A 12,082-nucleotide genomic window follows, 5' to 3' on the forward strand; every position below is an offset into this window, starting at 1 on the left:
CATAGCAATGGCTATAAATGATGATTAATTAATCGCAACGTTGTGAGGGACCTTATGCTGCACCTGCCACCCCTGAAGCATCTGATGTTTGCCGCCACGCTGGCGCTGTTGGCCGTCGCCCCCGTCCAGGCAAAAGAGAAATTTAAAGTGATCACCACCTTCACGGTAATCGCCGACATGGCGCAAAACGTCGCGGGCGACGCCGCCGACGTCAGCTCCATCACCAAACCGGGAGCCGAGATCCACGAATATCAGCCAACGCCCGGCGATATCAAACGCGCGCAGGGCGCGCAGCTGATCCTCGCCAACGGACTGAATCTTGAACTGTGGTTCGCCCGCTTTTATCAGCACCTGAACGGCGTGCCGGAAGTGGTGGTCAGCAACGGCATTCAGCCGATGGGCATCAGCGAGGGGCCGTATAACGGTAAGCCCAACCCGCACGCGTGGATGTCGGCGGACAACGCGCTGATCTATGTCGATAACATTCGCGACGCGCTGGTGAAGTACGATCCTGAAAATGCCGACGCCTATCGCCATAACGCTGAGACCTACAAAGAGAAGATTCGCCAGACCATGACGCCGCTGAAGGCGGAACTGGCGAAACTGCCGCAGGACAAGCGCTGGCTGGTAACCAGCGAGGGGGCGTTCTCCTATCTGGCCCGCGATAACGGCCTGCAGGAGCTCTATCTGTGGCCGATCAACGCCGACCAGCAGGGCACTCCGCAGCAGGTGCGGAAAACCATCGACACCATGAAGAAAGCGCATATCCCGACTATCTTTAGCGAAAGCACCATTTCCGATAAACCGGCGCGTCAGGTGGCAAGAGAAGCAGGCGCCCACTACGGCGGTGTCCTGTACGTCGACTCCCTGAGCGCCGCCGATGGCCCGGTGCCGACCTACCTCGACCTGCTGCGCGTCACCACCCAAACCATCGTCCAGGGCATCAACGACGGACTAAGGAAACAGGCATGAGTAACGAGCTGCCGGGCCTCGCGGTCAACAACGTCAGCGTGACCTATCGCAACGGTCATACCGCCCTGCGCGACGCCTCGTTCCGCGTGCCGCGCAGTTCCATCGCCGCGCTGGTTGGGGTGAACGGTTCGGGCAAATCAACGCTGTTTAAAGCGCTGATGGGCTTTGTGCGCGTCGGTAAGGGCGATATCGCGATCCTCGGCCAGCCGGTTAACCGCGCCCTGCGCCAGAACCTTGTCGCCTACGTTCCGCAGGCGGAAGAGGTGGACTGGTCTTTCCCGGTGCTGGTGGAAGATGTGGTGATGATGGGGCGCTACGGCCATATGGGCTGGCTGCGGCGGGCTAAAGCGCGCGACCATGAGATTGTCGATGCCGCCCTGGCGCGGGTCGGCATGAGCGAGTACCGGCAGCGCCAGATCGGCGAGCTCTCCGGCGGGCAGAAAAAGCGCGTGTTTCTGGCCCGCGCTATCGCTCAGCAGGGGAAAGTCATTCTGCTGGATGAGCCCTTCACCGGCGTCGACGTACAGACCGAAGCGCGCATCATCGAACTGCTGCGGGAGCTGCGCGACGAAGGCTGCACCATGCTGGTTTCCACCCATAACCTCGGCTCGGTGAGCGAGTTCTGCGACTACACGGTGATGGTCAAAGGCACCGTGCTGGCCAGCGGCCCGACGGAAAGCACTTTTACCGCCGAAAACCTCGAACTGGCGTTTAGCGGCGTGCTGCGCCACGTGGTGCTGAGCGGCGCGGAAGAGCGGATTATTACCGACGATGAGCGGCCGTTTATCAGCCGCCGGGCGGCGGGAGGCGAAAGATGAGCTGGCTGCTGGAGCCGTTTGGTTATCAATATATGCTGAACGCGATGTGGGTGTCGGCGCTGGTGGGCGGAGTGTGCGCGTTTCTCTCCTGCTACCTGATGCTCAAGGGCTGGTCGCTGATTGGCGACGCCCTCTCCCACTCTATCGTGCCGGGCGTGGCGGGCGCTTATATGCTCGGCCTGCCCTTCGCGCTGGGGGCGTTTCTTTCCGGCGGGCTGGCGGCGGGCAGCATGCTGTTTCTTAATCAGCGTTCGAAGCTGAAGGAAGACGCGATTATCGGCCTGATCTTCTCCTCTTTTTTCGGTATCGGCCTGTTTATGGTGTCGCTGAACCCGACCTCGGTGAATATCCAGACCATTATTCTCGGCAATATTCTGGCCATCGCCCCGGAGGATATTATCCAGCTGGCGGCCATTGGCTTTATTTCGATGGCGATTCTGCTGCTGAAGTGGAAAGACCTGATGGTGACCTTTTTCGATGAGAATCACGCCCGCTCGATTGGCCTCAATACCAGCGGGCTGAAGCTGCTGTTCTTTACCCTGCTGGCGGCCTGTACCGTGGCGGCGCTGCAAACCGTCGGCGCGTTTCTGGTGATTTGCCTGGTGGTGACGCCCGGCGCTACCGCCTGGCTGTTGACCGACCGCTTCCCGCGCCTGCTGGCCATCGCCGTGGCGATTGGCAGCCTGACCAGCTTTTTCGGCGCCTGGCTGAGCTACTATCTGGACGGGGCGACCGGCGGAATTATCGTCGTCGCCCAGACGCTACTGTTTTTAACCGCGTTCGTTTTCGCGCCGAAGCACGGCCTGCTCGCCAGCCGTCGTCGCGCCAGGGAGGCCTCATGCTGAGCGCGCTGCTTGAACCTTTCCAGTTCTCTTTTATGGTCAACGCCATGCTGGTGGCGGCGATCGTTGCCGTCCCCTGCGCGCTGCTGTCGGTGTTTTTGGTGCTAAAAGGCTGGGCGCTGATGGGCGACGCCATGAGCCACGCGGTTTTCCCGGGGGTGGTGGTGGCGTATATCCTCGGTATCCCCTTCGCCATCGGCGCGTTTATCGCCGGGTTGTTCTGCGCCATCGCCACCGGTTATCTCGACGATAACAGCCGTATTAAGCGCGATACGATCATGGGCATCGTGTTTTCCGGGATGTTTGGCGCGGGCCTGGTGCTGTACGTGTCGATTCAGTCGGAGGTGCATCTCGATCATATTCTGTTTGGCGATATGCTGGGTATTTCCGCCAGCGATATTGTACAAACGTCGCTGATCGCGCTGGCGATTGCGCTGATTATCGGCCTGAAGTGGCGCGATTTTCTGCTGCATGCCTTTGATCCGCAGCAGGCGAAGGCCAGCGGATTGCGCTGCGGGCTGCTGCATTATGGGCTGCTGTGCATGATTGCGCTGACCATCGTGGCGACGCTGAAAGCGGTGGGGATCATTTTGTCGATTTCGCTGCTGATAGCGCCGGGGGCTATTGCGCTGCTGCTGACGCGGCGTTTTGTCAGCGCCCTGCTGCTGGCGGTGGCGATAGCGTTAAGCTGTTCGCTGGGCGGCGTGTGGCTGTCGTTTTATCTCGACAGCGCCCCGGCGCCGACCATCGTGGTGCTGTTTACCGTTCTGTTCGTTATCGCGTTTATCTGGACCTCGGTTCGCGATAGCCAAACCACAGCCCATTCCGGCGAGGCCCCGGGTCGCGGCTGACGCCTTACCCGGGCTACCTTGACGGGCATTATTCCCGGAGGCGGCGCGTTGCGCCTGTCCGGGCTACCTCTCCCCCAGGACGTAGCCCGGACAGATGCGCAGCATCGCCTCCGGGGGAAATTCGCTATTTTTTGGGCCGGTACTTTTCCGGCAGTTCCGGCACCGGACGTTTGTCATCGATCAGATGGCGAATCGTCAGGATCGGGTGCCGCCAGAGCATCCGCGTCCCCGCCCAGCGCATAATCCGCTTCATCTCTTCGCGTTTCGCGGGCTGGTAGCAGTGCACCGGGCACTGCTTGCAGGCGGGCTTCTCTTCGCCAAAGACGCATTTATCCAGCCGCTTGTCGGCATAGTCGTTAAGCGCCTGATAGTGTTCGCCGTCGTCGCGGGCATCCGGGCAGCGGCGCTGGTAGAGCGTTATCATGCTGCTAATGGTCTTTTTTTCCCGCGCAATACGTTTGCCCGCCATCGCCTGTCCCCCCCGAAAAGATGCATTCATAATACACATTCATAGAGGGCGATGCAGCCCCATACTCCCTGAGGATTATGCCGGTTTATCCACGTGCCCCAGCGGTTTTTCCGGGAAGCATACGTCGCGCACCCGGCGCTTGAGTTCCGCCGCGTCGGGGAAACCGCCATCCTGCTTGCGCTCCCAGATTTGCACATCATCAACGGCCACCACGAAGATCCCGCCGGTTCCCGGAATCAGCGTGACCGAGGCGATGTCGGTGCTAAAGCTGTGCAGCAGTTCCTGGGCCATCCACGTGGCGCGCAGCATCCAGTTGCACTGCGAACAGTAGGTAATGGTAATCGCGGCTTTGTGGCTCATCGGCGTCTCGCTGTCGGTCAAAGGGCAAATTGTAAACAACTTGCAGATTAATTGAAGAATACATGATTATTTTGTTGCAAACGATAATACCTATCATTACCATTCGCAATCAATAAGCATGGAGAAAAAACGTCCAGTAACGGAATAACCGGACACACCTGCACTCTGGAAGTAACGCGTGAGCCAATACTAATAATGATTAAGGCGTGGCTACTATGTATAACTCCACTCAATCAACAGCATGGTTCAAGAAAAGCCTGCTGGTGACTTCTTTGCTTACAGCAATTTATCAAACTTCCGCCGGGGCGGCTGATACCACCGCGAAAACCACCAGCAGCGCATCTTCTGATGACAGCTCGGAACGGATGACCGTTACCGCGCCGGCGCCGTTGCTGAAAGCGGGCAGCGAACATTCGATCAGCGCTCAGGAGCTGCAGGATAAAGGGGCCAACGACTTTGGCTCCATCATGCGCTACGAGCCGCTCATTAGCGCCACCGGCGCCAGCGGCGGTTCCGGCAACGGCAAAAGCGGCTTCGACCGCGGCGGCTATACCGGCTACAACATACGCGGCATGGAGAGCAACCGCGTCGGGATCGACGTCGACGGCATCGCCCAGCCGAATGCCACCGGGCGCAGCTACGCCAGCCGCGCGGGCCTCAATACGTTCGGTATGGGCCGCGACTACATTGACCCCTACATGTACGGCAGCATCGATATTCAGTCCGGGGCGACCTCAACCGATACCGCCAACAGCGCCATCGGCGGCAACGTCTCTTTCCGTCCGAAGTCCGCGGATGACTACCTGCATCCGGGCAAAACCAGCGCCTTCGGCTACCGCAGCGGCTACGACTCATCCGATCGCAGCTGGCACAACGGCGTCACCGTTGCCGGCGGCGATGAAACCCTGCGCGGGATCTTCGTCTACAGCCGTCGCGACGGCCAGGAAACGGAAAACAACAGCGGGACCGTTGATTCATACCCGGCAAACTGGCACTCCAACGCCTTTATGGCCTCGGGGATCTGGCAGCCGAATGACGAACATAAGCTCACCAGCACCTTCGATTATTACCATAAAACGAACCACACGCATTATGACGCCTGGGACTCCAGCGGCAACAGCGTTATCGGCACGTCAAACCAGACCAGCCAGACCCGCCGCTGGGGCCTGAGCCTGAAAGACGACTGGACGCCGATGAACGACTATATCGACAGCGTATCGACCAAGGTCTACTACCAGCATACCGAGGCCCATGATTGGACATATATGCCGGACAGCGTCACCCGCGCGATGCAAACGGTGAGCTCCGACTACGATACCGACACCTGGGGCATTCAGAGCGCGCTGGCGAAATCGATAGGCCGCCACGATTTGAGCGCCGGTTTTAACGCCAGCACGACGAAAACCCAGCGCCCGTTAACCCAGTCGCCAACCCCGAGCGCCTTTAGCCAGATCATGCAGCCGGACGCCGACAGCCGCGGCTATATCGTCGCCGGCTTCCTGCAGGACAAAATTAACTTCGACCTCGACGAGCATAACTTTGCGGTTATCCCGGGCATTCGCGTGATGCATCAGTCGACCAGGCCGGAGAACGTCTCCGATCTGGCCAACAACAGCAGCGTGCTGACCGGTTCCGACGTGTCAAATCTGTACGGTAAGAACGCTGATACCCAGGCGCTGCCGTCGCTGGTCTTGCAGTACGATATCACCCCGCGCCTGATGACTTATCTGCAGTATCAGCGCGGCGCGCAGTTCCCGAACGCCAGCCAGCTGTACGGTTCGTGGAACCTCGGCTCCAGCTACGCCGGACGCGCCCAGTATGCGCTGATCGGCAACACCGATCTGAAAACCGAAACCAGCGATAACGTTGAGTGGGGGATGAAGGGCGAAGTGGCGGAAGGCATCACTATGCGCACCGCGCTGTTCTACAACACCTATAAAAACTTTATCGCCTATACCCGCTACACCCGCGCCAATAATCCGGTGCAGTTCACTAACGTACCGTCGAACATCTACACCATTTACCAGGCGGAAAACCGCGATAAAGCGTACATCTACGGCGGCGAAATCAGCGCTAAATTCAACTTTGGCACCTGGTTTGAAGAGGTTAACGGCCTGAGCGCCACCCTCGCCTACGGCTATAGCGAAGGGCAATCGAAATCGAGCTACAGCGGCGATAAGTACGTCGACCTCGATAGCGTCGCGCCAATGAAGGCCATCGTCGGCGTGGCGTGGGACGATCCGGCAAAAGTGTACGGCACCGCGCTGACCGCCACCTTTGTTAAGGGCAAGCGCGCCACCGCCACCAGCCGTGAAAGCTATACCAACACCGGCTCCGCGATTACCGATTCGACCAGCGAATATATGCGCGTTCCGGGCTACGGCATGCTGGACTGGACCGCGTACTGGCAGGTCGCGAAGAACGTGCGCGTCAACGGCGGCGTATACAACATTACCGATCGTAAATACTGGGATTATCTGAGCAGCCGCAATATCGAAATGTCCACCAATCAGGACGCCAACGACCGGGCGCTGGCGGTGATGCCTGGCCGCACCTGGCAGCTGGGCGTTAACGTCGATTTCTGACCGGCTAATAATAAGAAACCTGCTCCCCGGCCGCGAGCCGGGGAAACTCATCGTAGAGAAGGATGTGAATTATGCACAACACCCAACCGCAACATACCCCGCTGTGGCAGCGCTATCTGGCCACGAAAGCGCAATCTTCCGCGAAATACGCCCGCGATATCGCCGCCGAAATGGGGATTAGCGAAGCCGAACTGACCGAAGCCCGCCAGGGCTACGATGCCGTACGTCTGCAGGACGACGCCCGCGCCATTCTGACGGCGCTGGAAGCCGTGGGGGAAACCAAATGCATCTGCCGCAACGAATATGCGGTGCATGAGCAGGTCGGCGAATTTACCCATCAGCATCTGAGCGGCCACGCCGGGCTGGTGCTCAATCCGCGCGCCCTCGACCTGCGCCTGTTTCTCAGCCAGTGGGCCAGCGCTTTTCACCTGAGCGACAACGGTCGCCAGAGCATTCAGTTCTTCGATCCGCACGGCGACGCGCTGCTCAAGGTTTACACCACCGGAAATACCGACATGGCGGCCTGGGATGCGCTGATTGCCGCGCATACGCAGCAATCGCCTGCCCCGCTGGCGATTCGCCCGGCCGATCCGCTGAAATATGCCGATGCCGCCGACGGCGAGGCGCTGGAAAACGAATGGCGCGCCATGACCGACGTTCACCAGTTCTTCGGCCTGCTGAGAAAATATAACCTGTCGCGCCAGCAGGCTTTCCGCCTGGTCAGCGACGATCTCGCCTGCCGCATTGACACCCAGACGCTGCCGGGGCTGCTGGAAACCATCCGCCAGGATGGCAACGAGATCATGATCTTCGTTGGCAACCGCGGCTGCGTACAGATCTTCACCGGCGCGCTGGAAAAGGTCGCCCCGATGCGCGGCTGGCTGAATATCTTCAACGCCGCGTTTACCCTGCATCTGCGCGAGGAGAGCGTGGATGAGATCTGGGTGACCCGCAAACCGACCTCCGACGGCCACGTCACCAGCGTCGAGCTGTTCGCCAAAGACGGCACGCAGATCGCGCAGCTGTACGGCCAACGCAGCGAAGGCCACCCGGAGCAGGCGCAGTGGCGTGCGCAGGTCGATGGTTTGACCACCGAAGGGCTACTGGCATGAAGCGCTGGCTGATATTACTTGCGGCGTTTCCACTGTTGGCCAGCGCCGCCGCCGAGCGGATTGTGTCGCTCGGCGGCGACGTCACGGAGGTGATTTGCGCCCTCGACGCCCAGCGGCAGCTGGTGGCGAAAGACAGCACCAGCACTTGGCCTGCCGCCGCGCAGAGCCTGCCGGATGTGGGCTATATCCGCCAGCTGAACGCCGAGGGGATCCTCTCCCTGCGCCCGACGCTGGTGCTGGCCAGCGCCCAGGCGCAGCCCTCGCTGGTGCTGAAAAAGGTTGAAGAGAATAAGGTTAAGGTGATCAACGTACCGGGCGGCTACGACCTGCCGGCAATCGAGGCAAAAATTGCCGTGATTGCCGACGCCCTTGGTAAGCAGAGCGAAGGTAACGCCCTGCGCCAGAAGGTTCATCAGCAGATCGCGCAAATTCCTTCGCAGCCGGTGAACAAGCGGGTGCTGTTTATTCTCAGCCACGGCGGCATGAATACCATGGTGGCCGGGAAACAAACCGCGGCGGATGGCGCAATCAGGGCGGCCGGGCTGCAGAATGCCATGCAGAGCTTCGACCATTATCGCAGCATGTCGCAGGAGGGCGTTATCGCCAGTAAACCGGACCTGGTGGTGATCTCCGCCGATGGGCTGAAAGGCATGGGCGGCGAAGCCGGGCTCTGGAAGCTGCCGGGGCTGGCGCAGACGCCTGCGGGACGCCATAAGCAGGTACTGGTGATCGATGATATGGCCCTGCTCGGCTTTGGCCCGCGCACCCCGCAGGAAGTGCTCGCGCTGCGGCAAAAAGCGGAGCAGTTGCCCTGATGCGCTCCCACCCTGCCCGTCATCTGTGGTTAATGACGCTGCTGCTGATTGTCCTGACGCTGCTCGCCACGACCCTGGGCGCGATGCGCCTGCCGTTGACCAGCCTGCTGCCCGCCGGCGATGAGATCCTGAGGAACATCTGGCTGACCATTCGCCTGCCGCGAGTGCTGCTGGCGCTGCTGGTCGGCGCCGCGCTGGCGCTCTCCGGCTGCGTGATGCAGGGGCTGTTTCGCAACCCCCTCGCCGATCCGGGACTGTTAGGGATCAGCGGCGGCGCGGCGCTGGCGGTGGCCTGCTGGCTGGTGCTGCCCCTGTCGCTGCCAGCGCTCGTGGCGCTGTACGCGCCGATGCTGGCGGCGTTTATCGGCAGCACGGCGGTGATGGTGGTGATTTTTATCCTCAGCCAGGCGGGAGACGCCTCGCTGTCGCGCCTGCTGCTGGTCGGCATCGCCATTAACGCCCTCTGCGGCGCGCTGGTCGGGGTACTGGCGTGGATCAGCAACGATACTCAGCTGCGCCAGCTTTCGCTGTGGGGTATGGGTAGCCTCGGGCAGGCGGAATGGTCGACGCTGCTGGTGGCGGCCACGTTGATGATCCCGGCCTCCCTCGTGGTGTGGGCGATGGCTTCGCGGCTTAACCTGCTGCAACTGGGTGATGAAGAGGCGCACTATCTCGGCGTCAACGTTCGCGCCCTGCAGCGTCTACTGCTGCTGTGCAGCGCATTGCTGGTAGCGTCGGCGGTGGCCATCAGCGGCATTATCGGCTTTATCGGCCTGGTCGTGCCGCATTTGATGCGGATGTGGCTGGGGCCGGACCATCGCGGCCTGGTTCCCGGTTCGCTGCTGTGCGGCGCGATTCTACTGCTGCTGGCCGACACGCTGGCGCGCACCGTTGCCGCTCCCGCGGAGATGCCGGTCGGGCTGTTGACCAGCGTGCTTGGCGCGCCGTGGTTTCTGTGGCTGATTTTTCGTCAGGAGAAAGAGACGCATGGATAATCGCTATAGCGCGCGTTCGCTGACGCTGCGTCTGGGTCACCGGCAGATCGTTAACGATGTTTCGCTCCAGCTCCGCGGCGGCGAGATGGCGGCGCTGATTGGCCCCAACGGCGCCGGTAAGTCGACCCTGCTGCGCCTGTTGACCGGTTTTTTAACCCCCGACGCCGGCGAACGACTGGTGGAAGGCCGCCCGCTGGAAAGCTGGTCAGCAGAAGCGCTTTCCCGCCGCCGGGCGGTGATGCTGCAGCGCACCCAGCTGCACGCCGACTGGCCGATCGAAACGGTTATCGCCATGGGCCGCGCGCCGTGGGGCGGCGCGCCAAACGAGGAGATAATCCGCCGGGTGATGAAGGAGACCGGCTGCGACCATCTGGCCGGGAGACGCTACCCCTCCCTCTCCGGCGGCGAACAGCAGCGGGTGCAGCTGGCCCGCTGTCTGGCGCAGCTGTGGCGCGATGGCGCGCCCAAGGGCTGGCTGTTTCTCGATGAGCCTACCTCGGCGCTGGATCTCTATTATCAGCAACATCTGCTGCGTCTGCTCAAACGCCTGACCCGCAGCAGCCGGCTGCACGTCTGCGTCGTACTGCACGACCTGAACCTCGCGGCGCTGTGGGCAGACCGGATTCTGCTGCTGCATCAGGGGAAACTGGTGGCGCAGGGCACGCCGCAGGAGGTGATTCAGCAGCCGATCGTCAGCCGCTGGTACGGCGCGGAGGTCAGCGTGGGCGAACATCCCGATACGTCCGTTCCGCAGGTCTATCTGGCGCCGTGAGTCGATGACATTATTCTGCCGGGCGGTGGCCTACCAAAACGTTACTTTCTGAACGGCGAAGCCGATATTGCTACCGGCTTCGCTGCGATTGCTAAATTAGAAGATCTGCCGATACAGCGTTTTAATCTCCTCCAGATTAGTGTCACGCGGGTTGCCGCCGGTGCACACGTCCGCCAGCGCCGCCGCCGCAAGCGCGTCAATATCCTCTTCTTTCATACCGACATCGCGCAGACGCGCCGGGATATTGACGTCGCGATTCAGCTGCGCCACCGCCTCTATCGCCGCCTGACGCGCTTCGGCAATCGGCATCGTTGCCGCCGACTTGTTACCAAGCGCAACCGCGATGTCGCGATACTTCTCGCCGGTATATTCGGCGTTATAGGCCATGATATGCGGCAACAGCACCGCGTTAGCCACGCCGTGCGGCGTACCGTAAAATGCGCCCAGCGGGTGGGCCATACCGTGGACCAGCCCCAGACCAACGTTAGAGAAGCCCATCCCGGCAATATATTGCCCCAGCGCCATGCCTTCCGCACCCTGCGCGTCGCCCTGTACCGAAGCACGCAGCGAGCGGCCAATCACCTCAATGGCCTTCAGATGCAGCATGTCGGTGAGTTCCCATGCGCCTTTGGTTATGTAACCTTCGATCGCATGGGTCAGCGCATCGACGCCGGTCGCCGCTTTCAGGCTGGCTGGCATGCTGGCCATCATTTCGGCGTCAATAATCGCCACCAGCGGGATATCGTGCGGGTCATAGCAAACAAATTTGCGGCGGTTCTGAACATCGGTAATCACGTAGTTGATGGTCACTTCCGCCGCCGTACCGGCGGTGGTTGGGATCGCGATCATCGGTACGGCGGCGTTTTTGGTATCGGCCCCGCCTTCGAGACTGCGAACGTCGGCGAACTCGGGGTTATTAATAATAATGCCTATCGCTTTACAGGTATCCTGCGGTGAACCGCCGCCGATGGCGATCAGGTAATCGGCGCCCGACTGCTTAAACGTCTCTACGCCCTGCTGCACAACCTCAATGGTGGGGTTCGGAACAACGTCATCAAAAATGCTGTAAGGCAGCCCGGCTCCGTCGAGAATAGCCAGGACTTTTGTCGCAACGTTAAAACGGATCAGATCCTTATCAGTGACCACCAGCGCTTTTTTGAAGCCGCGTTTTTTGACTTCATCGACAATACAGCTAATCGAGCCGGGGCCAAAATAAGAGGTTTCGTTTAAAATCATTCTGTAAGCCATGCGTGCTTCCCTCAATCTGAGTGTTTGATAACCATAATATTTAGCCCTACAGTAACGTGACTGACGTAGCCGTTTTATTATTTAATATCAAATAACGCCCTAATTGCCCTGCACGCAATCGCAGTTAATTAACCCATCGCACAGTTGTCATCAAGTTTGTCCAGCATACTGGACATCATCATCCGCAAATTTAATGAGATTGCTAAACCTCACCACAATATAAGCTGGCGAAGAACATTAACT

12 protein-coding genes are annotated in these 12,082 nt (G+C 60.2%); 9 read left to right on the top strand and 3 right to left on the bottom strand.

The window, feature by feature from the left end; all coding sequences use genetic code 11:
• Positions 1 to 54 precede the first annotated feature (54 nt).
• The 4 genes from BWI76_RS22425 to sitD are packed head-to-tail and all read left to right on the top strand — an operon-like array spanning position 55 to position 3,483.
• Positions 55 to 972, top strand: coding sequence for a metal ABC transporter substrate-binding protein (locus BWI76_RS22425; protein ID WP_004132186.1), 918 nt, complete (start codon positions 55 to 57; stop codon positions 970 to 972).
• Positions 969 to 1,790, top strand: coding sequence for a manganese/iron ABC transporter ATP-binding protein (locus BWI76_RS22430; protein WP_004132184.1), 822 nt, complete (start codon positions 969 to 971; stop codon positions 1,788 to 1,790). Before BWI76_RS22425 ends, BWI76_RS22430 begins: the two co-directional genes overlap by 4 nt.
• The gene (gene sitC / locus BWI76_RS22435; RefSeq protein ID WP_004132182.1) at positions 1,787 to 2,635 is read left to right on the top strand and encodes an iron/manganese ABC transporter permease subunit SitC; all 849 of its coding nucleotides are present in this window, start codon (positions 1,787 to 1,789) and stop codon (positions 2,633 to 2,635) included. The genes BWI76_RS22430 and sitC overlap by 4 nt, the downstream gene beginning before the upstream one ends.
• On the top strand, positions 2,629 to 3,483 hold the full coding sequence (sitD, locus tag BWI76_RS22440) for an iron/manganese ABC transporter permease subunit SitD (protein ID WP_064371629.1): 855 nt from the start codon (positions 2,629 to 2,631) through the stop codon (positions 3,481 to 3,483). The genes sitC and sitD overlap by 7 nt, the downstream gene beginning before the upstream one ends.
• A 124-nt stretch (positions 3,484 to 3,607) precedes the next feature.
• On the opposite strand, the gene BWI76_RS22445 is transcribed toward sitD, so the two are convergent.
• Complete coding sequence (locus BWI76_RS22445; RefSeq protein WP_004137409.1) at positions 3,608 to 3,952, bottom strand: nitrous oxide-stimulated promoter family protein; 345 nt, start codon at positions 3,950 to 3,952, stop codon at positions 3,608 to 3,610.
• 75 nt (positions 3,953 to 4,027) lie between these two features.
• Positions 4,028 to 4,312 carry a SelT/SelW/SelH family protein gene (locus BWI76_RS22450; protein WP_004137407.1) on the bottom strand — a complete coding sequence of 95 codons (285 nt, stop codon included), beginning with the start codon at positions 4,310 to 4,312 and terminating at the stop codon, positions 4,028 to 4,030.
• A 215-nt stretch (positions 4,313 to 4,527) separates the two neighbouring features.
• Between BWI76_RS22450 and BWI76_RS22455 the strand changes: the two genes are divergently transcribed.
• The 5 genes from BWI76_RS22455 (at position 4,528) to BWI76_RS22475 (ending at position 10,591) form a co-directional block, all read left to right on the top strand.
• A complete protein-coding gene (locus BWI76_RS22455) occupies positions 4,528 to 6,897 on the top strand; it encodes a TonB-dependent receptor domain-containing protein (RefSeq protein WP_004137401.1) in 2,370 nt (789 codons plus the stop codon).
• A gap of 71 nt (positions 6,898 to 6,968) precedes the next feature.
• Positions 6,969 to 8,009: a hemin-degrading factor gene (locus BWI76_RS22460; RefSeq protein ID WP_024358463.1), complete on the top strand. Its 1,041-nt coding sequence runs from the start codon at positions 6,969 to 6,971 to the stop codon at positions 8,007 to 8,009.
• The gene (locus tag BWI76_RS22465) at positions 8,006 to 8,824 is read left to right on the top strand and encodes a heme/hemin ABC transporter substrate-binding protein (RefSeq protein WP_004137398.1); all 819 of its coding nucleotides are present in this window, start codon (positions 8,006 to 8,008) and stop codon (positions 8,822 to 8,824) included. The genes BWI76_RS22460 and BWI76_RS22465 overlap by 4 nt, the downstream gene beginning before the upstream one ends.
• Positions 8,824 to 9,819: a FecCD family ABC transporter permease gene (locus BWI76_RS22470; RefSeq protein ID WP_004137396.1), complete on the top strand. Its 996-nt coding sequence runs from the start codon at positions 8,824 to 8,826 to the stop codon at positions 9,817 to 9,819. Before BWI76_RS22465 ends, BWI76_RS22470 begins: the two co-directional genes overlap by 1 nt.
• Complete coding sequence (locus tag BWI76_RS22475) at positions 9,812 to 10,591, top strand: heme ABC transporter ATP-binding protein (RefSeq protein ID WP_004137394.1); 780 nt, start codon at positions 9,812 to 9,814, stop codon at positions 10,589 to 10,591. The genes BWI76_RS22470 and BWI76_RS22475 overlap by 8 nt, the downstream gene beginning before the upstream one ends.
• A gap of 96 nt (positions 10,592 to 10,687) precedes the next feature.
• On the opposite strand, the gene fucO is transcribed toward BWI76_RS22475, so the two are convergent.
• Positions 10,688 to 11,839, bottom strand: a complete 1,152-nt coding sequence (fucO, locus tag BWI76_RS22480) for a lactaldehyde reductase (protein WP_004137392.1) — start codon at positions 11,837 to 11,839, stop codon at positions 10,688 to 10,690.
• Positions 11,840 to 12,082 lie beyond the last annotated feature (243 nt).

This window comes from Klebsiella sp. M5al (genome assembly GCF_002090195.1).
Lineage (GTDB): Bacteria > Pseudomonadota > Gammaproteobacteria > Enterobacterales > Enterobacteriaceae > Klebsiella > Klebsiella grimontii.

Excerpts from the sequence above, each read along its gene's own strand:
- BWI76_RS22465 (WP_004137398.1), top strand. The coding sequence starts at position 8,006 with ATGAAGCGCTGGCTGATATTACTTGCGGCGTTTCCACTGTTGGCCAGC.
- sitC (WP_004132182.1), top strand. The coding sequence starts at position 1,787 with ATGAGCTGGCTGCTGGAGCCGTTTGGTTATCAATATATGCTGAACGCG.
- sitD (WP_064371629.1), top strand. The coding sequence starts at position 2,629 with ATGCTGAGCGCGCTGCTTGAACCTTTCCAGTTCTCTTTTATGGTCAAC.
- BWI76_RS22430 (WP_004132184.1), top strand. The coding sequence starts at position 969 with ATGAGTAACGAGCTGCCGGGCCTCGCGGTCAACAACGTCAGCGTGACC.
- BWI76_RS22475 (WP_004137394.1), top strand. The coding sequence starts at position 9,812 with ATGGATAATCGCTATAGCGCGCGTTCGCTGACGCTGCGTCTGGGTCAC.
- BWI76_RS22450 (WP_004137407.1), bottom strand. The coding sequence starts at position 4,312 with ATGAGCCACAAAGCCGCGATTACCATTACCTACTGTTCGCAGTGCAAC.
- BWI76_RS22425 (WP_004132186.1), top strand. The coding sequence starts at position 55 with ATGCTGCACCTGCCACCCCTGAAGCATCTGATGTTTGCCGCCACGCTG.
- BWI76_RS22460 (WP_024358463.1), top strand. The coding sequence starts at position 6,969 with ATGCACAACACCCAACCGCAACATACCCCGCTGTGGCAGCGCTATCTG.
- fucO (WP_004137392.1), bottom strand. The coding sequence starts at position 11,839 with ATGGCTTACAGAATGATTTTAAACGAAACCTCTTATTTTGGCCCCGGC.
- BWI76_RS22455 (WP_004137401.1), top strand. The coding sequence starts at position 4,528 with ATGTATAACTCCACTCAATCAACAGCATGGTTCAAGAAAAGCCTGCTG.
- BWI76_RS22445 (WP_004137409.1), bottom strand. The coding sequence starts at position 3,952 with ATGGCGGGCAAACGTATTGCGCGGGAAAAAAAGACCATTAGCAGCATG.
- BWI76_RS22470 (WP_004137396.1), top strand. The coding sequence starts at position 8,824 with ATGCGCTCCCACCCTGCCCGTCATCTGTGGTTAATGACGCTGCTGCTG.